Consider the following 22,311-nt stretch of genomic DNA (forward strand, 5'->3'; position numbering starts at 1 on the left):
CCGGGGCTCGCACTCGTGCCCGCACCTGCCTCCGTCCCCGTCCCAGCACCCGCACCGGTGCCCGTACCCGCGTCCGGGCCGTCGCCGCCCAGGAACAGCGGCATCGTGGTCGCCGCGGCCCCCTCGGCGCCGGCCTCCTGCGGCCCGGCCCCGAAAGTCGCGTCCTCCCACGTGCCGGCGGCCTGCGCGCCCTCCCGCGTACCGCCGGACCCGGACTGCGGTGCCCCGCCCCCGGGCGCCCCGGCGTGGTCCGTCAGTGTCACGTACGGCCGGATGCGCAGCGGGTCGAAGTCCTCGGCCGCGGCGATCTCCGCCGTACGGGCGGCGCGCTGTTCGTCCTCCGTGAGCGGCGCCGGACGTGCGCCCGCGCCGCACCGGCACGGCACCCGGTGCTCCGTGCCGAGCTCCCCGGCCGTCTGTCTCCCGCACTCCGGGCATGCGTGTCCGGTCATCGTGGGTCCTCTCCCCTTGAGCTGCCTGCGATTATGCAGCCCGCTCCGGGGAAGCCCAACGGCCCGCCGGGGCTCGGCCCGTCCTCGGCAGGCCATAACGGGACGGAACGGCCAGGATGGGGGTGTAGTGGATCAGTGGATCGAGGAGACGCCCATGGCCCAGGAGCTGAGCCCGCCACCCCCGGCCCCCGGTGAGGGACAGTCCCACCGGAGCGTCCTGGTGGCGATCGGAGCGCTGCTCCTCGGCATGCTGCTCGCGGCACTCGATCAGACCATCGTCTCCACGGCGCTCCCGACGATCGTCAGTGAGCTCGGCGGGCTCGACCACCTGTCCTGGGTGGTGACCGCCTACCTGCTGGCGGCCACCGCGGCGACCCCGCTGTGGGGCAAGCTCGGCGACCAGTACGGCCGCAAGAAGCTCTTCCAGACCGCGATCGTGATCTTCCTGATCGGTTCCGCGCTCTGCGGAGTCGCCCAGAACATGCCCCAGCTGATCGGATTCCGGGCCCTCCAGGGACTCGGCGGCGGCGGGCTCATGGTGCTGTCGATGGCGATCGTCGGCGACCTCGTCACGCCCCGCGAACGCGGCAAGTACCAAGGGCTCTTCGGTGCGGTCTTCGGCGTGACGAGCGTCCTCGGGCCGCTCCTCGGCGGCCTCTTCACCGAACACCTCAGCTGGCGCTGGGTGTTCTACATCAACCTGCCGATCGGCGTCGTCGCGCTGATCGTCATCGCGGCCGTCCTGCACATTCCGGTCCACCGCGAGAAGCACACCATCGACTACCTCGGCACCTTCCTCATCGCGTCCGTCGCGACCAGCCTGGTGCTCGTCGCCTCCCTCGGCGGTACGACATGGGCCTGGAGCTCCCCGCAGATCATCCTGCTCGCGGTGCTCGCCGTCGTGCTGCTCGTGGCCTTCATCGGCGTGGAACGGCGCGCGGTCGAGCCCGTTCTGCCGCTGAAACTGTTCCGGATCCGCACCTTCGGTCTCGTCGCCGTGATCAGCTTCGTCATCGGCTTCGCCATGTTCGGCGCGATGACCTACCTGCCGACGTTCCTCCAGGTGGTCCACGACATCACCCCGACGATGTCCGGCGTGCACATGCTGCCGATGGTGTTCGGCCTGCTGATCACCTCGACCGGCTCCGGCCAGATCGTCAGCCGGACCGGCCGCTGGAAGGTCTTCCCGGTCCTGGGTACTGCCATCACCGCCGTCGGGCTGCTGCTGCTCCACCAGCTCGACGAGAACAGCTCCACCTGGCTGATGAGCGTCTTCTTCTTCGTCTTCGGCGCCGGTCTCGGCCTGGTGATGCAGGTCCTCGTCCTGGTCGCCCAGAACTCCGTCTCCTACCAGGACCTCGGTGTCGCCACCTCCGGCGTGACGTTCTTCCGGTCCATCGGCTCCGCGTTCGGCGTGGCCATCTTCGGGACCATCTTCGCCAACCGGCTGACCGGGCAGCTCACGGACGCGCTCGCAGGGCAGCCGACGCCCCCGGGCGTCGACGCGGGGCGGCTGGCCGCCGACCCCCGGGCCATCGGGCAGCTCCCGGCCGACCTGCGGCCCTCCGTCCTCAGCGCGTACTCGACCTCCATCACGGACGTCTTCCTGTACGCCGTCCCGGTCGTCCTCCTGGCCTTCGTCCTCGCCTGGTTCCTCCGCGAGGACAAGCTCCGGGGCTCGGTGACCGCCCCCGACACCAGCCAGACCCTCGCCTCCAACCCCGTCGAGCGCTCCTCGTACGACGAGTGCGCCCGCGCCCTGTCGGTGCTCGCCACCAGGGAGGGCCGCCGCGAGATCTACGAGGAGATCACCGCGCGGGCGGGGTACGACCTGTTGCCCGCGGCCAGCTGGCTGCTCCTGCGGATCAAGCGGCACGGCACCGTCGAACCCGCCCGGCTCGCCGAGACGGCTCCCGTACCGCTGCACGTGATCACCGACGCGGCCCGGCAGGTCGAGGAGCGCGGCCTGGCCCGCCGGGAGGGCCTGCAGATGATCCTCACCGACGCGGGGGCCGAGGCCGTCGTGCACCTCTCCCAGGCCCGCGAGGACTCCCTCGCCGAACTCCTCGGCGACTGGTGGGGCCCCGAGCGCCCGACCGACCTGGTCAACCTCGTCAGCGAACTGACCGCCGAGGTCAGTGGCTCGACCAAGGAGCGCCCCCACGCCCCGACGCCTCCCCGCGACCACGAGGCCCACCTGCGCAGGGACGAGCGCGAGGCCCACCGCCGGAGCGACCGCGACGATCACGGCCACCGCCACCCGCCCGCCTGACACACGCGGGCGCCACCCGACACGCAGGGCGGACGCCGCGTCACAGCTCCTTGGCGAACCAGTGCTCCGCGTACGGGGTGCGGCGGTGGAACGCCGTCACCTCCCGGTATCCGTGCTTCGCGTACAGCCCGCGCGCCTCGACCAGGTCGTTGCGGGTGTCCAGCCGCAGCAGCCGTACGCCGTACGCCCTCGCCGCCTCCTCCACCGAGGCCAGCAGCAGCCCGCCGCCGCCCGTGCCCCGGAACGCCGGACGCACGTACACCCGCGTCAGCTCCGCCGTACCCGGCCCGGCGTCCTCCGTCAGCACCAGCCCGGCGCAGCTCGCGGCCTTGCTCCCGTACCGGCCGACGACGAACTGCCCGGACGGCGGTACGAGCAGGTCGGCGCCGTCGTCGTCGAGTCCGTCGGCGATCTCCTCGGCGGTCGCGGGCCGCTGCCAGTAGCGGCTCGCGACCTCGTCGTAATAGTCCCGGCGCAGTGCGCTCGCGTCGGGGGAGTCGAATCGTTCGGCGGCCACGGTCCAGGTCACGTGGGGCATTCTTGCTGCCGCACGGCCGAACGGCGACGCATTTTATGTGTAGGGGGCAGTAGTGGCTGATGTGTCCGCGACCGTGACCGCGACCGGTGCCGTGACCGCGACCGGCGCCGCGACCATGACCGGAGCGATCCAGCGCCTCGCCGAGCGCTGGATACGGGACGGCATGGCAGCGGTAGAGGGCCGCGATCGTACGGAGCCGAGCACCGGCTTCGTGTGCTCGCCCGCCGGCCTCTGGCTCGCCCTGGCCGCCGTGGCCGCCGGTGCGCGCGGCGCGACCGCGGCCGAGCTGCGGTCCCTCCTGGGCACCGCGGACCGGGAGGCCGCGCCGGCCGTCACGGCGGTGGCCCGCGAACTGGCCCGGACCGGGGCGCTGGGCGTGGTCACCCGGTCTGGAGCCGGGCGCCCGTCCTCCCCGGATACCGGCAGGCGCTGCCGGACGTCCGTTTCGACCCGATGGACCCGGCGGCCGCCGACGCCCGGGTCCGTGAGGCCACCGGAGGACTGATCGAGCGGCTGCCGCTGGAGATTACCGACGAGACCCTGCTCGCCCTGGTCGACGTCCTGGCGCTGAAGGCCCGCTGGGAGAAGCCGTTCGAGGCCCGGCGGACCCGGGACCTGCCGTTCACCGACGCGGCCGGGACGGTCGGCCCGGTGCCGACCATGGTCAAGGACGTGCCGTTGACCGACGCCTGGACGGCCGACGGGGCGTATGTCGTCGAGCTGCGCTGCGCGACGGAACCGGGCGGCGGCCCCGGGGCCCGGGTCCGCCTCGTCCTGGGGAGCCGGGGGCCGGGGCCGGCCGGGTGCTGCCCGTGGGCTGGGCGCCCCGGGCCGCGGGCGTCCCGCTGGACACCGACCGGGTGACCGTCGGGCTGCCCCGGCTCGACCTGCGGACGCGAGTGCCCGTCACCGGGCAGCTGGCCTCCCCGGCGTCCGGCTGGCCCTGACGGACGCCGCGGACTTCTCCGGCCTCTCACTCGAACGCCTCGCGATCTCCGACGTGGTCCAGGAGGCCGTGCTGAGGATCGCCGAGGAGGGCGTGGAGGCTGCGGCCGTGACGGTGGTCGCGATGCGGCCGGGCGCCGCCCCACGGCCGCGGCGGGTGCGCCACATCGCCTTCGACCGCCCCTTCGGCGTCGTCGTGCTGGCCGGGGCCGAGGACACCCCGCTGTTCACCGCCTGGCAGGCGGACGCCCCACCGGTCCGAACGTCTGAGGCCCGGGGTGGGGCTCCTGCGGCCGGGGGCAGGCCCTTTCGTCATCCCCGCGGACGACTTCTTCCGGACCGAAGCAGGATGACAGTCAGGCAAAGAGGGGGTTGATTGTGTCTACCTCGTAGGGCAATGCGAGGCTTCATCCGGCATGGCCCCACTCGAAGGGGCGATGCATGGAACGGTGGGAGGGTCGGCGCAGCGTGGCGAATGCGGATCACAGTGTGCGCGGTGACGCGGAGGCGGACACGAGAGGGGGGACCGGGCTGACCCGGGCCCTGCTCTGGCTGGTCGTGGCCGTGCTGGCGGTACGGCAGGTGGCGGTGGTGCTCCGGCAGCCACCGGGGGAACGGCTCCTCGATCTGGAGACCTGGACCGGGGAGAACGGCGTCCTGCATCTGACGGGCTCGCTGTACGAAGGCGGCCGGTTCACCGGGACGCCCTTCGCCGGGCTGGTCATGAAACCTCTTACCGCCTCGGCCCAGCAGCCCCTGGGCGTCGCGTGGACGGTCGGGTCCCTGCTGCTCGTCGTCGCCCTCGGCCTCGTCGCGGCCCGGGCCCTGCCCGCACCGGTGGGCCGGCGGACGGCCCTGCTCGCGGCCCCCGTCGCGATCGGTCTGCTCATGCTGTCGCTGCCGGTCCGCAATGCCCTGCACCTGGGCCAGACCAGCATCCTGCCCGTCCTGCTGGTGCTCCTGGCCTGCTTCGTCGTCCGGGAGCACCGGGCGGCGGGCGCCCTCCTGGGCCTCGCCGCCGCCTTCCAGCCGGTGCTGCTGCTCTTCGCCGCCCTGCTCTGGCTGACCGGCAGGCGGCAGGCGTCGGTGAGCGCGGGCGTGACCTTCGCCCTCGCCACGGCCGCCGCCTGGGCCGCGGCACCGAAGGACTCGTGGACGTACTGGGTGCACCATCTCGCGGGCGTCGGGCTGGGCGACCGGCCGGACAGCCTGGCCAACCAGTCCCTGCACGGGGCGCTGCTCCGGCTCGGCCTCGAAGGGTCCGTGGAGATCGCCCTGTTCCTGGTGCTCTCCGCCGCCGTGGTGGTCATCGGCCTGCGGCGCGCGGTGCGGTACGCCCAGGACGGGCAGCTGCTCCTCGCGGTGGCCGTGACCGGCTGCGTCGCGGTCGCCGTCTCGCCGACCGCCTGGCAGCACCAGCTCCTCTGGGTGCTCCTCGCGGTCGTCGGCAAGGTCGGCAAGCGGGCCTCCGACCGGCTGGTCTGGCCGTCCGTGGTGCTGCTGGCCGTCTCCCTGCCGGCAACGATGCTGCTGCCGAACATCGAGACGCTCTTCCCCGTACGCGACAACGTGCTGCTCCTCGCGGCGCTCGGCGCGGCCTGCCTCGCCCCGTTCCTGTCCCGCACGTCGCCGTACTGGCAGCACCCGGTGCCCACCGACTACGCGAAACCGGTCGCGGCGCGCTGGAGACGCGTGCCGCTCCTGCCGTTCTGGCGCCGGGTCCTCACCCGCCCCAACCTGCTGCTGGAACTCCTGCTCATCCGGGTCGTCTACGACGCCTACGCCCAGGTCCGCCTCGCCGCCCGGGCGGGCCGTCCGCTCGCCGAGGAGCACGGCCGGCAGATCCACGCCGTCGAGCAGTGGCTGCGCATCGACATCGAGCACTGGGTCAACCACACGGTCGTCCAGATCACCTGGCTGCGTGAGTTCTTCGACTACTACTACTCCACGTTCCACTTCATCGTCCCGCTGACGATCCTCGGCGTGCTGTACGCGCGCCGTCCCGCCGACTACCGCTGGGTCCGCTCCTCCATCGGCTTCGCCACCCTGCTCGCACTCGTCGGCTTCTGGCTCTACCCACTGGCCCCGCCCCGGCTCATGCCCGGCCTCGGCTTCATCGACACCGTCCACGGGGTGCAGGACTTCGCGAAGCCCGACTACGGGACGCTGACCACCGTCACCAACCAGTACGCGGCGATGCCGTCGCTGCACTTCGGCTGGTCGCTGTGGTGCGGTGTGGTGATCGTGATGCTGGCCCCGAAGCTGTGGATGAAGGCGCTGGGCCTGCTGCATCCGCTCTTCACGATCGCCGCGATCGTGGCCACCGCCAACCACTGGGTGCTCGACGCGGCCGGCGGCGCCCTGGTCGTGTCGCTGGGCTTCGGGCTGACGTATCTGCTGTCGGGGCCGCGCAAGCTGCTCACCGGGCAGGAACAGGCGGCCGGGAAGGCGGCGGAACCGGCGGAACCACAATCCGCCGAGCCTGCCGAGCCCGCCCTCGTACCGGCGGAGCGCGAACCCGCCGAAAAGGTCGGCGGCAAGTAGCGGCGGAGGCACCCGCAAACAGGCCGAAGGGGTGCCGGGACGACTGGAGAACCGTCCCGGCACCCCTTCGGCGTGGATCGCCGCGTCCTTTCATGGTCCGCCCGCGCGGCCTCGCCCGCCACTCGGACAGCCGGTGTCAGGACTCCGTCGTCGTGGCAGCGACCGTGGTCACCTGGAGCTGCTTGATCCCGTTGAGCCAGGCCGAACGCAGCCGTCGCGGATCCTCAAGCAGCCGCAGATCCGGCAGCACGTCGGCGATCGCGTTGAAGATCAGGTCGATCTCCATCACGGCCAGCGACTTGCCCAGGCAGAAGTGCGGACCGCCACCTCCGAACCCGAGGTGCGGGTTGGGATCGCGGGTGATGTCGAAGGCCTCCGGGGCGTCGAACACCTCCGGGTCGTTGTTGGCCGAGGAGTAGAACAGCCCCACCCGCTCGCCCTTCCTGATCCGCTGACCCCCCAGCTCCAGGTCCTGGGTGGCGGTCCGCTGGAAGGAGACCACCGGGGTCGCCCAGCGCACGATCTCCTCGGCCGTGGTCTTCGGGCGCTCCCGCTTGTAGAGCTCCCACTGCGCGGGATGGGTGAGGAAGGCGTGCATGCCGTGGCTGATCGCGTTGCGGGTGGTCTCGTTCCCGGCCACCGCGAGCAGGATCACGAAGAACCCGAACTCGTCGGAGGACAGGTTCCCCTCGCCCTCCGCCGCGACGAGTTGGCTCACGATGTCCTGGGCGGGGCACTCCTTGCGGGCCGCCGCCAGGTTCATCGAGTACGCCACGATCTCCATCGCCGCCTCGGCGCCGACCTCCTCGGTGATCGCGTACTCCGGATCGTCGTACGCGGCCATCTTGTTGGACCAGTCGAAGATCTTGGCACGGTCCTCCTGCGGTACGCCGATGAGCTCGGCGATGGCCTGGAGCGGGAGCTCCACCGCGATGTCGGTCACGAAGTCGAAGGAGCCGTCGGCGTCCGCCGAGGCGAGGGCCGTCTCGACGATGGAGCGGGCCCGGGAGCGCAGGGCCGCCTCCAGGGAACGCACCGCGCGCGGGGTGAAGCCGCGCTGGACGATCTGGCGGACCCGGGTGTGTTCCGGCGGGTCCATGTTCAGCATGATCATCTTCTGGACGTCGATCTGGTCGCGGCTGATCGTCTCGTTGAAGCGGATGACGGCGGTGTTGGTGTTGGAGGAGAACAACTCCGGGTGCGTGGAGACGTACTTGACGTCCGCGTGGCGGGTGACGGCCCAGTAGCCCTCGTCGCCGAACCCGGAGATGTTAGGCGGCTGGGTGCACCACCAGACCGGCGCGGCCTCCCGCATCAGAGCGAATTCCGGGTGCGGCACCCGGGATTGGAGGAGATCGGGGTCGGTGAAGTCGAACCCGTCGGGCAGATGGGGGCAGCGCATGGGCACCTCTCCACTCCGGATCTGGCGGCGAACCGTCCGACGGCCGCGACTGTCTGACGCTTCATCAGAAGGTGCCCGCAAGGTAGTAACGAGTTCTACAAGTGGCAAGAGTCGTAGCCGGATCCGTTGCCCCCGTCGTCGGCGCGGGCCCGCCGCCCCTGTGGAGGGCGTGCGTGCGGTGCGTGCACGCCCCTTGCGCTGCCGGGCCACCGTCACGAGACTGCTACAGAACTAGAACGCGTACTAGTTCCTTCCGTGGGCGCCGGGACGCCCCCTGCGGAAGTGCGAGGAGAGGACGAGCTCATGGCCGCGGAACCCGTCATCGTCGAAGCCGTACGCACCCCCATCGGCAGGCGCCAAGGCGCACTCGCCAATCTGCACCCCGCCTATCTGCTGGGCGAGACCTACCGTGAACTTCTCGGCCGTACCGGCATCCAGGCCGACTGCGTCGAACAGATCGTCGGCGGCACCGTCACCCACGCCGGCGAGCAGTCCATGAACCCGGCCCGCAACGCCTGGCTGGCGGTCGGCCTGCCGTACGAGACCGCCGCCACCACCGTGGACTGCCAGTGCGGATCCTCGCAGCAGGCCTCGCACATGGTCGCCAACATGGTCGCCGCCGGGGTCATCGACGTGGGCATCAGCTGCGGCGTCGAGGCGATGTCCCGGGTGCCGCTGGGCAGCGGCTCCAAGCACGGCCCGGGAAAGCCCTGGCCCGACGAGTGGAACGTCGACCTGCCCAACCAGTTCGAGGCCGCCGAGCGGATCGCCCGCAAACGGGGCCTGACCCGGGAGCGGGTCGACGCGTTCGGCCTGCTCTCCCAGCAACGGGCCGCCGCCGCCTGGGCGGAGGAGCGCTTCAAGCGTGAGACGTACGCCGTCCAGGTCCCGACCACCGAGGAGGAGCAGGCGGCCGGCCAGGGCATGTGGCGGCTCGTCGACCGGGACGAGGGCCTGCGGGACACCTCGATGGAGGCGCTCGCCGGGCTGAAGGCCGTCATGCCGAGCGCGATCCACACCGCCGGCAACTCCTCGCAGATATCGGACGGGGCCTGCGCCGTCATGTGGTCCTCGAAGCGCATGGCACGGGCCCTCAAGCTCAGGCCCCGGGCCCGGATCGTGGCGCAGGCCCTGGTCGGATCCGACCCGCACTTCCACCTCGACGGTCCGATCGACGCGACCCGGGCGGTGCTCGGCAAGGCCGGTATGTCGCTGCGGGACATCGACCTCGTCGAGATCAACGAGGCGTTCGCCTCGGTGGTGCTGAGCTGGGCGCAGGAGTTCGAGGCGGACCTCGACGGCCTGGAGAAGGTCAACGTCAACGGAGGTGCGATCGCGCTGGGCCACCCGGTCGGCGCGACGGGCGCCCGCCTGATCACCACGGCCCTGCACGAACTGGAACGCCGCGACAAGGAGTTCGCGCTGATCACGATGTGCGCGGGAGGGGCCCTGGCGACCGGCACGATCATCCAGCGGCTGTGACCCCGTGAACGGCGCTCCTGCCAGGTGAGCTCCGGGGGCCGCCCCCCCTCGGGCTACCGCTCGGTCCGTCCCGCCTCCGGCTGCCCCTCGGTCTCCCCGGAGGCGGCCTGCGCGTCGAAGGCGGCCTGCGCGTCAAAGGCGGCGCGGCGGGTGGCCCGGCGCAGCGCCTTCAGCAGGGTCGGGCCGATCGTGAGGGTCAGGACCACGGTGAGCACCGCCCGCCCCAGGTCCCAGCCCAGCGAGGTCGCCGCGCAGTAGGCGAGGAACCGCACGAGGTTCTCGTGCAGCGGGTCACCCGCGACGAACGAGATCCCCGAACCCAGCCCGGCGATGAGCGTCCAGCCCTGCAGATTCATCACCGTGCCGTACGCGAACGCCGCCACGCAGCCGTACGCCGCCAGCATCGCCGGCTCCGCCCGCCCGCGCAGCCGGTCGGGCCCCGGCAGCAGCCCCGCGCCCATGGTGAACCAGCCCATCGACAGCATCTGGAACGGCATCCACGGCCCCACCCCGCCGGTCAGCAGCGCCGAGGCGAACATGGTCACCGAGCCGAGGACGAAACCGAAACCGGGGCCCAGCACCCGGCCGCTCAGCACCATCAGGAAGAACATCGGCTCCAGGCCCGCCGTCCCCGCCCCCAGCGGGCGCAGCGCCGCCCCGACGGCCGCCAGCACCCCGAGCATCGCGACGGCCTTCGCGTCCATCCCGGACTCGGAGATCGTCGCCACGACCACCGCGACGAGCAGCGGCAGCAGCGCCGCGAACAGCCAGGGCGCGTCCCGCGCGTGCGCGAGCCCGGATCCGGCGTCCGCCAGCAGCGGCCACCCGAAGGCGACCACACCGACGGCCCCGGTCAGCAGCAGCACGGCGACCGACTTCGGCCCGAGCCGCACGGGCCGGGCCGCCCGCTCCCGTACGACGACCGCCTTGCCGCTCATGCGCCCGCCTCCAGCGCGCCGCGCACCTGGGACACGGTCAGCCACTCCTGCGGGGCGAGGATCTTCGCCGTCTGCGGGGCGAACGCGGGGGAGGAGACCACCACCCGCCCGGTCGGGCCGTCCGCGACGACCTCCCCGTCGGCGAGGATCACCACCCGGTGCGCCAGCTCCGCCGCCAGTTCCACGTCGTGCGTCGCCAGGACGATCGCATGCCCCTCGGCCGCCAGCCCGCGCAGGACGCCGACGAGCCGCGCCTTCGCCGCGTAGTCCAGGCCGCGCGTCGGCTCGTCGAGCAGCAACAGCGGCGGCCGGCCCGTCAGTACCAGCGCCAGGGCCAGGGCGAGCCGCTGGCCCTCGGAGAGGTCCCGGGGGTGGGTGTCGTCCCCGACCCCCGGCAGCAGCCTTGACACCAGTGACCGGCAGGAACCCTCCGCCGCGCCCGCGTCCCGGTCGGCGGCGGCGCACTCGGCGGCCACCGTGTCCGCGTACAGCAGATCGCGCGGCTCCTGCGGTACGAGGCCGACCCGGCGCACCATCGCCCGGGGGGCCGTCCGGGCGGGGGCCAGGCCGCCGACGCGCACAGTGCCAGCGGTCGGCTCGATCATCCCGACGAGGGCCCCGAGCAGCGTGGACTTGCCGGCCCCGTTACGCCCCATCAGGGCCACCGTCTCGCCCGGAGCCACGGTGAGCGTCACCCGCCGCAGCGCCTCGACCCGGCCGCGCCGCACCCCGAGCCCCTCGACCCGGGTGACCGGATCGGCCACGGGGACGGCCGGTGCGCCGGCCGCACGGCGCCCCAGCAGCCGGGCGAACCGTCCGGGCCGGGGCCGCTCCGAAGCGATCGGGTCGGGCGTCCCGGAGAACCCCGACGTCTCCGAGGGCGACGGGGCCTCCGGCGGTGACGCGTCCGCCAGCCGCTCCCGCAGCCCGCCCGCCCCGCGCCGGGCGTCCCGTACCGACAGGGGCAGCGGGTCCCAGCCCGCGAGCAGTCCCAGCTCGGCCACCGGCGGCCGCACCGGCGACACCTTCATGATCTCGGCGGGCGGCCCCATCACGGGGGCGGCGCCCGGGGCGGGCAGCAGGACGACCTGGTCCGCGTACTGCACCACGCGCTCCAGCCGGTGCTCGGCCATCAGCACGGTCGTGCCGAGATCGTGCACCAGCCGCTGGAGCACCGCGAGGACCTCCTCGGCCGCCGCCGGGTCCAGTGCGGAGGTCGGCTCGTCCAGCACCAGCACCCTCGGGTGCGGGGTGAGCACCGAACCGATCGCCACCCGCTGCTGCTGGCCGCCCGACAGGGTCGCGATCGGCCGGTCGCGCAGCTCGGCCAGGCCCAGCAGGTCAAGTGTCTCCTCGACCCGGCGGCGCATCACGTCGGGGGCCAGACCCAGTGACTCCATGCCGTACGCGAGCTCGTCCTCGACCGTGTCCGTGACGAAGTGCGCGAGCGGGTCCTGGCCCACCGTGCCGACCAGATCGGCCAGTTCACGAGGCTTGTGCGTAAGGGTGTCGCGGCCGCCCACCGTGACCCGGCCCGACAGCAGCCCGCCCGTGAAATGCGGGACGAGCCCCGAGACCGTACCCAGCAAAGTCGACTTGCCTACTCCGGACGGGCCGACGAGCAGGACCAGTTCGCCCTCGGGGACTGTGAGGTCGACGCCGGACAGCGTGGGGTGCTCCGTGCCCTCGTACCGCACGGAGACCCGCTCGAACCTGATCACGCCTGCTCCTTGCCGATACGAGCCTGTTTCCCGGCCCCGTACGAGGACGGCTTCCCGGCCCCGCGCGAGGACGGTGGTACGGGGGCGACGAGCGCGGGCAGCAGCCCGATCAGTACCGCGGCGGCGGGCCACAGCGGCAGCACCGGCGCGGTCAGCGGTACGACCCCGGGGCGCAGCGCGTCCGGATCGACCGCGCCCGCCCGGACCATCGCCGCAGCGACCGCCGCACCCGAGCACGCCACGAGCCAGGCCCGGACACCCCACCGGTCCGGCCGGTAGCGGGTACGCACCGAGCGCCGCCCGCCGAGCCGCAGCCCGGCCATCGCCGTGACCAGACCGGCCAGCAGCAGCGGCAGCCCGTACACCGCCCCCTGCGCGGCCAGCAGCCCGTACGTGCCGGCGCACACCCCGAGCAGCCCGCCCAGGGTGAGCACATTCGTGGTGTGCCGGACGGCGGCCGGAACCTGCGCCGTACGCCCGTACCCGCGCGCGTCCATCGACGCGGCCACCGCCACCGACCGCTCCAACGCCCCCTCCAGCACCGGCAGCCCGATCTGCGCCACGGCCCGCACCCCACCGGTCGGGCGACCCCGCAGCCGGCGTGCGGTGCGCAGCCGGACCACATCGGCCACCATGTTCGGCGCGAACGTCATCGCGACCACGACGGCCACCCCCACCTCGTACAGCGCACCGGGCAGCGACTTCAGCAGCCTCGCCGGGTTGGCCAGCGAGTTCGCCGCGCCGACGCAGATCAGCAGCGCGGCCAGCTTCATCCCGTCGTAGAGGGAGAAGACCAGTTGCTCGGCGGTGACCCGGCCACCGAACCGCACCCCCTGCGCCCAGTCGGGCAACGGAAGCTCGGGGAGGACGAACACCGTGTGCGAACCGGGGATCGACGAACCGAGGAAGACGGAGAACACCAGCCGCAGCGCCACGACGAACAGCCCGAGCTTGACGAACGCGCCGTAGGAGCGGGCCCACGGCGCATCCGTGCGCCGCGCCGCCACCACATACCCCGCCACGCCGACCAGCAGCCCGAGCAGCAGCGGGTTCGTCGTCCGGGACGCGGCGGTGGCAAGACCCAGCGCCCACAGCCACCACGCCCCGGCGGGCAGCGCGTTGCCGCGGTCCGCCTCGGGCGCGTGCAGGGCGCGGCGCAGCAGCCGGGCCGGGGCCGGGGCCGGGGAGACGGTCACCGGCGGCGGCGTGCCTGGACCACGGCGGCGACGCCCAGCAACAGGACGGCGCCGAGGCCGACGAGAAGCCCGACGGAGGGGCCGCCGTCTCCCTCTCCCTCTCCCTCTCCCTCTCCCTCTCCCTCTTCCTTGTCCTCGGCCGTCTTCGAAGGAACCGACGGCTCCGCGCTGTCGGCGTCGCCCGACACCTGCTCGCCGCAGCCCGACTCCGGATAGCCGGAGATCGCGCAGAGCATGGCGCTGCTGTCGTACCGCAGCGGCTTCGCCACCGCGGCGAGCGCCTCCGCACTGCTGGCGTCCGGCGCGACCCGCGCGCACGCGGTGCGCGGAGCGGGCGGCTTCTCCCCGTCCGGGGCGTCCGCCGCCGTACCCGGGTCGATCACCAGCGCCACCCGCTTGGCGCCGTCCTTCGCCGGGGTGCCCGCGCAGATCGTCCCGAAGTCGGGGGCGCGGCGCGGCTGGGCGGCGTCGCCCGAGTCCTCGCTCACGGCGAACCGGAAGCCCTGGACCGTACCGTCGTCCGGGCGCAGGAGGGACGGCCCCTGGGTGGCGTACTCCCAGTTCTTGCCGTTGCCCTGCCAGAACGACCAGTAGCGGTACCCGGCGGCCTCGGCGCTGCCCGCGCCGAGCAGGACGGCCGAGGCGGCGACCAGGGCGGCCAGCAGCGCGACGAGGGGACTCCGCAGCCGGGCCGGGACCGGTGTACGCCTCACCGCTGCTGCTTCTTCCGGCGCATGCTGAGCAGGAAGCCGATGCCCGCGCCGGCGGCGAGACCGATGCCGATCAGCCACCCGAGCCCCAGTCCGCCGTCGTCGCTGCTGGTGCCGCTGGAGGGCTGCGGACCGGTCGGCGTGGGGGAGGGGAGGGCGGTGGCGGCCGGGGCGGGGCCCATCGTGTTGAGCTGCTTGACGAGGTCGACGCCGCCGAAGCTGCGGGCGTCCGCGCCGGTGGCGTGCGCCGCGAGGATCAGCTGCGCGGTGGCGGCGGGGCCGCCCTGCTTCGCCCAGCCCGTGGCGTTCTCCTGCAGCCAGGTGACCGAGGCCTCGGCCTTGTCCGTGTGCCCGGAGGTGGCGAGCGCGACGACCGCGTCCGCGGTGTTTCCGTAGTCGGGCAGGGGCGTGCTGTCCTCGGCGCCGGGCATCGGGGCCTGCTCCAGATAGGGCGTCTTCTTCAGCGTGTCCGCGAGGAAGAAGGCACCGTTCTGGGCGCTCTGCTCCGGGCTGAGGTCGTCGCCCTTCGTGCAGGAGGGGTCCTTGACCGCGTTGGACGTGCCGGAGGCGATGCCCTTGCCCATCAGCCCGATCACCGAGGCCGCGGTGGCGTCCGCGTTGGCGGTCAGCTCGCCCTTCTTGCCCGGCTGGTAGGCGAACGCGCCGCCGTCCTTCTCCCCGCAGGGGACGGCCAGGGCCTGGAGCGCGGTGTACGGGGTCTTTCCGTCGGCGGTGGTGACCTCGTTGATCGGGGTCCCGGTCCGGGCGAGCGCCCCGATCACGATGGAGGTGGAGTTCGCGTCGCTCGGGCTGCCGGGGTTGTAGCCCCAGCCGCCGTCCTCGTTCTGCACGGACTTCAGCCAGTCCGCGCCGTTGTTCGCGGCGTCACGGTGCTGGTTGATCTCGACGAGGGCCTGGACGGCGACGGCGCTGGCGTTGGTGTCCATCACCGTCGACGCGTCACAGGGCTCGGCGGCGTCCCGGTACGAGGCGAACGCTCCGCTGTCGCACTGCTGCCCCACCAGCCAGTCCACGGCGGAGGCGGACGGCGTGACGTACTCGATCTTCTGCGCGAGGAAGGCCACCGACTGCCGCCACACCCCGTCGTAGGTGGGGTCCGTGGTGCCGTAGAGCCCGGCCGGCAGATCCGCCGACGGGGAGGGACTCGGCGCGGCGACCGCTACGGGGGCGGCCGCGCCCAGGAGCACGGCGGTGGTCGCGAGCGCGGCTGCGCTGCGGCGTACGGTCATGGCTGGCTGGGCCTCTCCTGCGAGGGCCGGACTCCCCGGGCGCACGAGGGCACCGGGCTCCGGCCCCGTTTGCCTCGACGGTGCCGGCCACCGGGGTTCCGGTGGCCCGAGCCGGTCACGCTCCGCGGAGGGCGGTCCGGCTGCCGTCGGGCGGACGGGACACGGCTGGGGCGCTGCGCCGGATTCGCACCGGCTTCCCCCTGTACGGGCATGATGACGACCTGCTCACTCTACCGGTCCGTAGGGGAGGGGCTGGGGGATCATGCCGCGATGTAGGTCACCGTGGACCGGGGGCTCCGGGCACTCCGGCGGCTTCGCGGCGCTGGGGGGCTCTGAGGGCTTCGGGTGCTTCGGGCGGCGGCCGGGCGTTCTGGGGCTCTGCGGGCTCCGGGCGCTTCGAGGCTCTGCGGGCTCCGGAGGCTCAGGCCGCGATGTACGTCACCGGGGGCCCGCCCGGGACGGCCTCCGCGCGGCCGAGCTTCACGAGCCGCCGCAGATGGGACTCGGCCTCCGACACGGCGATGGACCGCGACCCGTGCCGGATCTGCTCCCAGGGCCGGTTCCACTCCATCCGCTCGGCCACCTGCCACGGCGTGAGGGGCGTGGCGAGGAGGGCGAGAAGCCCGGTCAGCCGTTCCTCGTGATGGTCCAGCAGCTCCCGCACCCGCCCGCCCGCATCGGTGAACGCGTGCTGGTGCGCGGGCAGCACCTCGGCCACCCCGAGCCGGCCGATCCGCTCCAGCGAGGCGAGGTAGTCGCCGAGCGGATCGGTGACGGCGGTGTCGTCCGGGTCCTCGTACAGCCCGATGTGCGGACTGATCCCGGGCAGCAGATGGTCGCCGGAGAACAACCGCCCGTGCCCCGCCAGGTCCACAGGATGCCGCTCCTCCAGATGGAGGCAGACATGGCCCGGGGTGTGCCCGGGGGTCCAGACGGCCCGCAGCCGCCGCCCGGCGAGGTCGAGCAGCTCGCCGGGGGCTATCTCGCGGTCGGGCAGGGCGGCGCGCAGTCCGGGCAGGGTCCGCAACCGCCCTCCGCCGCGGGCGGCGCGCAACGGGGCGAGGTGCTCCTCCGGCGCGCCGACGGCGGCGAGCTTGCGGGTGAGGTAGTCGAGCCAGGTGCCGGGCTCGGCGTCCCGGGTGCGCCGGACGATCGCGGTGTCGGCCTCGTGCATCGCGATCCAGGCCCCGGACGCCTCGCGGACCTGGCCGGAGAGCCCGTGGTGGTCGGGGTGGTGGTGGGTGATGACGACGCCGTGGATGTCGGTGACGGTGGTGCCGAGGGCGGTGAGCCCGGCGACCAGGGTGTCCCAGGAGGCGGGGTCGTCCCAGCCGGTGTCGATGAGGACAGGCCCCCGGTCGGTGTCGACGAGGTGGACCAGGGTGTGGCCCAGGGGGTTGTCGGGGATGGGGACCTTGATGCTGTGAACGCCTCCGCCGTGGTCGGTCACCTGCGTCATGGGCTCCCCATCTCTGCTCGGCGGCGTGCGCTGAACCCACTGTAACGAGAACTCGTTCCAGTGGTAGCCCAGGTCTACCCACTATCCGCTCCCCGGTTACCGTCCATGCCGTGGACTCCTGGAACAGGAACTGGTATCAGTTCTGACGAACAGTCAGTTACGGGTGAACGGGTTCGCGGGAGGCAACAGCCATGACGGAACTTACGGAGCTTGTGGAGCACAGACAACTGTTCATCGGCGGGGAGTTCACCGATCCGCTCGGCACCGAAGTCATCGAGGTGATCTCCCCGCACACCGAACAGGTCATCGGCCGCGTGCCGCACGCCTCCGAGGGCGACGTGGACCGGGCGGTCGCCGCCGCCCGCCAGGCCTTCGACGAGGGCCCCTGGCCGAGGATGAGCCTGGACGAGCGGATCGCGGTGATCACCCGGATCAAGGACGCCTTCGCCGTACGCCACGAGGAGTTCGCCCGCCTCATCAGCGCCCAGAACGGCACTCCGTACAGTTCGAGCGTCATGGTGCAGGCGCTGGCCGCGATGACGGTCTGGGATTCGGCGATCACGGTGGCGCGCACGTTCCCGTACGAGGAGCGGCGCGACGGCGTCCTCGGTCCTCTCCTGGTCCGCCGGGAGCCGGTAGGGGTGGTCGCAGCGGTCGTCCCGTGGAACGTCCCCCAGTTCACGGCCGCGGCCAAGCTGGCACCGGCGCTGCTGGCGGGCTGCACGGCGGTCCTGAAGGTCTCCCCGGAAACCCCCCTGGACGCCTACCTCTTGGCGGAGATTGCGGCGGAGGCGGGCCTGCCGCCCGGGGTCCTCTCCATCCTCCCGGCCGACCGGGAGGTCAGCGAGTACCTGGTGGGCCACCAGGACGTGGACAAGGTCTCCTTCACCGGATCGGTCGCGGCGGGCCGTCGCGTCATGGAGGTGGCGTCGCGCAACCTCACCCGAGTCACCCTGGAGTTGGGCGGCAAGTCGGCGGCGGTGATCCTGCCGGACGCGGACCTGGAGGCGGCGGTGGCGGGCATCGTCCCGTTCGCCTGGATGCTCAACGGCCAGGCCTGCGTGGCCCAGACGCGCATTCTGGCCCCGCGCTCCCGCTACGACGAGATAGCGGAGGCCTTCGCGGCAGCGGCGGGCGCGCTCCGCGTAGGCGACCCCCTGGACCCCACGACGGAGCTGGGCCCGTTGGTGGCCCAACGCCAGCAGCGACGTTCCCTGGACTACATCAGGTTGGGCCAGGAGGAAGGCGCCAAGATCCTCACCGGCGGCAACCGCCCCCCGTCCCAGGAACGCGGCTGGTACGTCGAACCCACCCTCTTCGGCTCGGTGGACAACTCCATGCGCATCGCCCGCGAGGAGATCTTCGGCCCGGTGATCTGCCTGATCCCGTACGGAGACGAGGCCGAGGCGGTCCGCATCGCCGACGACTCCCCGTACGGCCTCAGCGGCAGCGTCTGGACGGCCGACACGGAACGCGGCATCGACGTGGCCCGCCGCGTCCGCACGGGCACGTACAGCGTGAACACCTTCAGCCTCGACATGCTCGGCCCGTTCGGCGGCTACAAGAACTCGGGCCTGGGCCGCGAGTTCGGCCCCGAGGGCTACGGCGAGTTCTTCGAGCACAAGATGATCCACCTGCCCGCCGGCTACCAGGAGGCGTGATGGGCGACCGCTGGCACGTGGAGGTCGACCGCTCGGTCTGCATCGGCTCCGGCATGTGCGTCAACCACGCGGGGGACGCCTTCCACCTGGACTCGGCCCGACAGTCCCACCCGACCGAGGAGGACCGCGACGCGGGCGAACAGGTCCTCGCGGCGGCGGAGGGCTGCCCGGTGGAGGCGATCACGCTGACGCTGGCAGGGTCGGGGGAGGTGGTTTTTCCGCCGGAGGAGTGAGGGGGCCCGGGGGCCGAGGGCTGCCCGGATCAGCCGAGCGAACGCACAATGATCCAGTACTCACACTCTTCCTCCGTTACCGCACACAGGTGCGTCCCATCTGCGGACAACGCCACGAACTCGGGAGCCCCGGTTGCCGCAGCAATGCGAGACGGCAGACCAGGGGGTGCGATGTCCCTGACGGAAACCCATCCGACGATAGCCCCCCACTACCTGGCGGCACGATGAAGAACTCGCCGGACCCTGAGGCGGTGAGCACCGGCCACGCCCTTTCCTGCCAGTGAAGACCGAGCTGCTCCATGGCATCGCGCTTCGCCGCATCGATCGAAATAGTCTACTGCACTTCGACATCCGCAATCAGGTGAATAGTCCTGCTCGCGGGAGGTGCCGCAGATGGGATCTCGGCGTCAGTGACCTCCAGATCGCAGGAATGCAAGACGCCTTGTCCGGCATCGTCTACTCGGATGAGGACACCAGCCCTAACGCGCTGCGGACAGGGTGACGGAGCGGGCACGAAATACGACCGACGACCCTTCCGGCGCGATCGAGACCGTCAGCTTCTCGTCGGGGGTATCAGATAGAAACTCTTTTGTGCGCCGCATCCGATCGGTTTTGCTGGGGTTCGAGAACTGGTCATCTACTACAACGCTTGCATGTCTTACGGGCTCTGTGAGAGGAGTGATGTTTCCATCACGGATACGTTCGGGAGGGCCCCATGCCCGTCCTGCAGGTCCTGTGAATGTGACGAGGTCGGGACTGTCAGTAATTTCGAGAATCTCGGCAATGCGCATTACCGAGATTTTTCACGTTCGCGCAATACTCGTGCGATATCGATGTCGCTTTGGAGTGCGCTCAGCCGGGGCGGATCTCTGGTGTCATCCAGCACGACTGCGTGCAAGTGATCACCGATCTGTGGTGGATCCACATCATTGGACCACCAGGAAGTGTGCTTAACCTGGTCGATGAAACCTATGATGCCGTTGGCGCTGACCTGAGACCCGACCGATGTGACAGCAGTGATTACAACATCCGCTTCCTCTTCGTTCTTCCAAGCCATGATGAACCTCCAGAGATCGAAACAGAGAGCTATTTCCAAGCTGGTGGTGTTGCCGGCGAGTTGGACAGTCTTGCGCAACGACGAAGCTCCTGGTAGACGGGTTCTCGACCAAGATCACCCGTGTCCACCAAGAGCTTCGCGTGCTTGTCCACCTGTCCTCGATTGATCTGTCCAGCCGCACCTTGCGGTTCCTGACCGGACAGCTGACAGCCAAGAGGCGGAAGCTCGGGACTCGGTGGCGACGCCTTCCCGCCTCGCGACAGGCCCTGCTCGCCCTGGCCCACCTGAGGTGCGGTGACACCTACGCCCAACTGGCCGCCGGGTTCGGCATCGGGATCGCGACCTTCCCCAAGCTCTCAACTCCGTTCGAGCAGGGGAAACCCCATCCCGCCACCTACGTGAAGCCGTCGAGGCCCTGTCCGCCATCGCCCCCTCCCTGACCGAGGCGATGAGGACGATCCGGCCGAAGGCGTTCGTCGTCCTCGACGGCACCCTGCTGCCGATCGACCGCATCGCCGCCGACACCCCGTACTACTCCGGGAAACACAAACTCCATGGCATGAACGTCCAGGTCCTCACCGATCCGTTCGGACGGCTGCTCCGGGCCTCACCGGCTCTGCCCGGCTCGGCCCACGACCTGACCGCCGCGCGACACCACGGAGTCATCGAAGCCCTCACCGATGCAGGACTCAAATGCTGGGCGGACAGTGATGATGGTTCATGGCGTCACACCACCCACGCCAAGATCCGCTGCCTGGGCGAGCAGGCCATGGCCACCCTCAAGGGGGTGGCGCCTCCTGCGGAAACTCCGCTGCAGCACCAACCGAGTCACCGACGTCGTGAAGGCCGTCCTGATCCTTCACCACGCATCAACGTGAGGTTGGAAAAGGCTCTGTCACGAACTTTCCGCACCCTTCGGCCATTCAAGGACTGGGGTGGCGCCACCAAAGCCGCGAGAACGCCCCCAACGCTTTCGTCGGTAAGAGCGATCAAGCTCCACTCGCCCCCACGGACGGCAAATAGACCAACCGGGGGGCCATCCTCGTCGAGGCGAACAACGATTGGAGACCAGTGAGAACGCCCTGCCGATTCCCCGGCGGGGCGTTCTCACTGGTTCTGTACTTAGCTTGACGGAATTGTCACGACTGTCACTTGTCCATCCATTAGGCATTCGATGAGCACCGAACCGCCAAGCGGATGGACCCAGAAGTGCGGCCCGGCGTCCAGGATGTCCCGCGCATGACGCACCGCAACATCCGCAGGCATGGTCACGGCCGGCATCAGATAGTTGCCCCAGATGATGGCGATCCGCTCACCCCGCTGTGCGTGCGAGGAGAGCAGCTCCGCCGCCATCCTCGTCCAGTGCTCCTCATCGTCCCACCAGAGGCGGTCTTCGAACGGAGTGGACTCGAAGTCGATCACGTCGCCGGTAGCGGCCGGAAATCTGCTCAGCGTCGCTGCCGCCAGCGCGCGGTTCTCGGCGAGATCCAGCTTCATCACCTGCCGACCGTCATCGTCACGGGGGTCATTCATGAAGTCCGGAAGGTATTCCGGATGACTCCCATAAGAACTACCGTCGGTCATACGTTCCGCCTCAACCACGTCGAAATACCCCCGCTCCCGCCAGGGAACCTTATCGCCCATCTTCGAACCGCCGCACCCTTACCCGTCATCACATTGATGTGCGGGCCGATTCGGCCGTCGGCATCCAGGCGGAACGACCTGCATTCCCCACCGCTGGTCGCGGTGAACCCGGTATCCCTACCGAAGGTGTCGACCGCAGACTCCATCGTCCCCTGCCGGCGCTGCCACGAACCGGTGTCGATGGGCCCCACGGTGTCCAGGGCCTGGTTTCTCGCCTGTTCGAACGAGTCCGCGTCCAGGACAACCTCGCTGCGGGGCTCCTCCGGGTCGCACCTGCAAAGATCGGAGTGTCCGGGTTGCGATCCACCACAGTTGTGAACCAGGACCGGCGCATCCCCTGCTACTCCAGCTGTAGATCGCGCTCTTGCTGGGCGGGGCTGGTCCGGGAACGGGTGCGGCCACCGGTGATCATCGGTGTGTGAAGACAGAAGATCAGACGGTGGCCGCGGGTCACAGCATAGATCCTGCTCGCTGGCAGGAGGCGTTCGAGGCCTTGATGGGCCGTATCGCGGGACGGTTCGTCCGGGTGGAACCCCGTCGCCGGGCGAGGGCGTTCGTCCTCGGGTTGCTGTCGGGCCTGCCGCGCAAGAACTGCTGGACGCTCGCCGAGCATGCCGGGGACGCGAATCCGCATGGTCTGCAGCACCTGCTGTCGAGGGCCAGATGGGACGCCGACGCGGTACGCGATGACATCCGGGGCTTCGTCGTTGAGCACCTGCACCACGAGGACGCGGTGCTGGTCGTGGACGAGACCGGCGACCTGAAGAAGGGCACCGGCACGGTGGGCGTGCAGCGCCAGTACACCGG

The 22,311-nt window shown here is 71.2% G+C and carries 16 protein-coding genes and 3 pseudogenes; 8 read left to right on the forward strand and 11 right to left on the reverse strand.

Features of this window, described 5'->3' with window-relative positions:
• Positions 1-452 (reverse strand): annotated as a pseudogene (locus B9S58_RS37910) (peptidoglycan-binding protein); the annotation flags it as partial.
• A gap of 154 nt (positions 453-606) precedes the next feature.
• On the opposite strand from B9S58_RS37910, the gene B9S58_RS10225 reads away from it, so the two are divergent.
• Positions 607-2,724 (forward strand): MDR family MFS transporter, encoded by a 2,118-nt coding sequence (locus tag B9S58_RS10225; RefSeq protein WP_103531810.1) that lies wholly within the window; start codon positions 607-609, stop codon positions 2,722-2,724.
• Between the two features lie 40 nt (positions 2,725-2,764).
• Here B9S58_RS10225 and B9S58_RS10230 read toward each other — a convergent pair whose 3' ends face one another.
• Positions 2,765-3,253, reverse strand: a complete 489-nt coding sequence (locus tag B9S58_RS10230) for a GNAT family N-acetyltransferase (protein WP_103531798.1) — start codon at positions 3,251-3,253, stop codon at positions 2,765-2,767.
• A 124-nt stretch (positions 3,254-3,377) separates the two neighbouring features.
• Between B9S58_RS10230 and B9S58_RS10235 the strand changes: the two are divergent.
• Both B9S58_RS10235 and B9S58_RS10240 read left to right on the forward strand, forming a co-directional pair.
• Positions 3,378-4,460 (forward strand): annotated as a pseudogene (locus tag B9S58_RS10235) (serpin family protein); the annotation flags it as partial.
• Between the two features lie 188 nt (positions 4,461-4,648).
• Complete coding sequence (locus B9S58_RS10240) at positions 4,649-6,751, forward strand: phosphatase PAP2 family protein (protein WP_103531799.1); 2,103 nt, start codon at positions 4,649-4,651, stop codon at positions 6,749-6,751.
• Positions 6,752-6,887: 136 nt separating this feature from the next.
• Here B9S58_RS10240 and B9S58_RS10245 read toward each other — a convergent pair whose 3' ends face one another.
• Positions 6,888-8,153 (reverse strand): cytochrome P450, encoded by a 1,266-nt coding sequence (locus tag B9S58_RS10245; RefSeq protein ID WP_103531800.1) that lies wholly within the window; start codon positions 8,151-8,153, stop codon positions 6,888-6,890.
• Positions 8,154-8,456: 303 nt separating this feature from the next.
• Here B9S58_RS10245 and B9S58_RS10250 point away from each other — a divergent pair, with 303 nt between their 5' ends.
• The gene (locus tag B9S58_RS10250; protein WP_103531801.1) at positions 8,457-9,635 is read left to right on the forward strand and encodes a steroid 3-ketoacyl-CoA thiolase; all 1,179 of its coding nucleotides are present in this window, start codon (positions 8,457-8,459) and stop codon (positions 9,633-9,635) included.
• A gap of 53 nt (positions 9,636-9,688) precedes the next feature.
• Here the strand turns inward: B9S58_RS10250 and B9S58_RS10255 are convergent, their stop codons facing one another.
• From B9S58_RS10255 to B9S58_RS10280, 6 genes are all read right to left on the reverse strand, one after another.
• Entirely contained in the window at positions 9,689-10,573 is an 885-nt protein-coding gene (locus B9S58_RS10255) for an ECF transporter S component (RefSeq protein ID WP_103531802.1), read from the reverse strand.
• Positions 10,570-12,294, reverse strand: coding sequence for an ABC transporter ATP-binding protein (locus tag B9S58_RS10260; protein ID WP_103531803.1), 1,725 nt, complete (start codon positions 12,292-12,294; stop codon positions 10,570-10,572). The genes B9S58_RS10255 and B9S58_RS10260 overlap by 4 nt, the downstream gene beginning before the upstream one ends.
• Complete coding sequence (locus B9S58_RS10265; protein WP_103531804.1) at positions 12,291-13,490, reverse strand: energy-coupling factor transporter transmembrane component T; 1,200 nt, start codon at positions 13,488-13,490, stop codon at positions 12,291-12,293. The genes B9S58_RS10260 and B9S58_RS10265 overlap by 4 nt, the downstream gene beginning before the upstream one ends.
• The gene (locus B9S58_RS10270) at positions 13,487-14,203 is read right to left on the reverse strand and encodes an SCO2322 family protein (protein ID WP_103531805.1); all 717 of its coding nucleotides are present in this window, start codon (positions 14,201-14,203) and stop codon (positions 13,487-13,489) included. The genes B9S58_RS10265 and B9S58_RS10270 overlap by 4 nt, the downstream gene beginning before the upstream one ends.
• On the reverse strand, positions 14,200-15,450 hold the full coding sequence (locus tag B9S58_RS10275) for a prenyltransferase/squalene oxidase repeat-containing protein (RefSeq protein WP_103531806.1): 1,251 nt from the start codon (positions 15,448-15,450) through the stop codon (positions 14,200-14,202). Before B9S58_RS10275 ends, B9S58_RS10270 begins: the two co-directional genes overlap by 4 nt.
• Before the next feature lie 421 nt (positions 15,451-15,871).
• A complete protein-coding gene (locus tag B9S58_RS10280; RefSeq protein WP_103531807.1) occupies positions 15,872-16,909 on the reverse strand; it encodes an MBL fold metallo-hydrolase in 1,038 nt (345 codons plus the stop codon).
• 191 nt (positions 16,910-17,100) lie between these two features.
• Here B9S58_RS10280 and B9S58_RS10285 point away from each other — a divergent pair, with 191 nt between their 5' ends.
• Both B9S58_RS10285 and B9S58_RS10290 read left to right on the forward strand, forming a co-directional pair.
• On the forward strand, positions 17,101-18,570 hold the full coding sequence (locus tag B9S58_RS10285) for an aldehyde dehydrogenase (protein ID WP_103531808.1): 1,470 nt from the start codon (positions 17,101-17,103) through the stop codon (positions 18,568-18,570).
• On the forward strand, positions 18,570-18,803 hold the full coding sequence (locus B9S58_RS10290) for a ferredoxin (protein WP_103531809.1): 234 nt from the start codon (positions 18,570-18,572) through the stop codon (positions 18,801-18,803). The genes B9S58_RS10285 and B9S58_RS10290 overlap by 1 nt, the downstream gene beginning before the upstream one ends.
• Positions 18,804-19,593: 790 nt before the next feature.
• On the opposite strand, the gene B9S58_RS10300 is transcribed toward B9S58_RS10290, so the two are convergent.
• Positions 19,594-19,938, reverse strand: coding sequence for a hypothetical protein (locus tag B9S58_RS10300; protein ID WP_258044295.1), 345 nt, complete (start codon positions 19,936-19,938; stop codon positions 19,594-19,596).
• Positions 19,939-20,000: 62 nt separating this feature from the next.
• On the opposite strand from B9S58_RS10300, the pseudogene B9S58_RS10305 reads away from it, so the two are divergent.
• Positions 20,001-20,738 (forward strand): annotated as a pseudogene (locus B9S58_RS10305) (transposase family protein).
• Positions 20,739-20,982: 244 nt separating this feature from the next.
• Here the strand turns inward: B9S58_RS10305 and B9S58_RS10310 are convergent.
• Positions 20,983-21,504 carry a hypothetical protein gene (locus tag B9S58_RS10310; RefSeq protein ID WP_258044296.1) on the reverse strand — a complete coding sequence of 174 codons (522 nt, stop codon included), beginning with the start codon at positions 21,502-21,504 and terminating at the stop codon, positions 20,983-20,985.
• Between the two features lie 496 nt (positions 21,505-22,000).
• On the opposite strand from B9S58_RS10310, the gene B9S58_RS10315 reads away from it, so the two are divergent.
• The coding region (locus tag B9S58_RS10315; RefSeq protein ID WP_181009259.1) for a transposase at positions 22,001-22,311 on the forward strand (311 nt) is incomplete at its 3' end.

The organism is Streptomyces sp. SM11 (assembly GCF_002910905.1).
Taxonomy (GTDB): Bacteria; Actinomycetota; Actinomycetes; order Streptomycetales; family Streptomycetaceae; genus Streptomyces.

Coding starts and splice junctions, on each gene's coding strand:
- B9S58_RS10225 (WP_103531810.1), top strand. CDS start 607: ATGGCCCAGGAGCTGAGCCCGCCACCCCCGGCCCCCGGTGAGGGACAG.
- B9S58_RS10240 (WP_103531799.1), top strand. CDS start 4,649: ATGGAACGGTGGGAGGGTCGGCGCAGCGTGGCGAATGCGGATCACAGT.
- B9S58_RS10245 (WP_103531800.1), bottom strand. CDS start 8,153: ATGCGCTGCCCCCATCTGCCCGACGGGTTCGACTTCACCGACCCCGAT.
- B9S58_RS10250 (WP_103531801.1), top strand. CDS start 8,457: ATGGCCGCGGAACCCGTCATCGTCGAAGCCGTACGCACCCCCATCGGC.
- B9S58_RS10255 (WP_103531802.1), bottom strand. CDS start 10,573: ATGAGCGGCAAGGCGGTCGTCGTACGGGAGCGGGCGGCCCGGCCCGTG.
- B9S58_RS10275 (WP_103531806.1), bottom strand. CDS start 15,450: ATGACCGTACGCCGCAGCGCAGCCGCGCTCGCGACCACCGCCGTGCTC.
- B9S58_RS10280 (WP_103531807.1), bottom strand. CDS start 16,909: ATGACGCAGGTGACCGACCACGGCGGAGGCGTTCACAGCATCAAGGTC.
- B9S58_RS10285 (WP_103531808.1), top strand. CDS start 17,101: ATGACGGAACTTACGGAGCTTGTGGAGCACAGACAACTGTTCATCGGC.
- B9S58_RS10290 (WP_103531809.1), top strand. CDS start 18,570: ATGGGCGACCGCTGGCACGTGGAGGTCGACCGCTCGGTCTGCATCGGC.
- B9S58_RS10310 (WP_258044296.1), bottom strand. CDS start 21,504: ATGGGCGATAAGGTTCCCTGGCGGGAGCGGGGGTATTTCGACGTGGTT.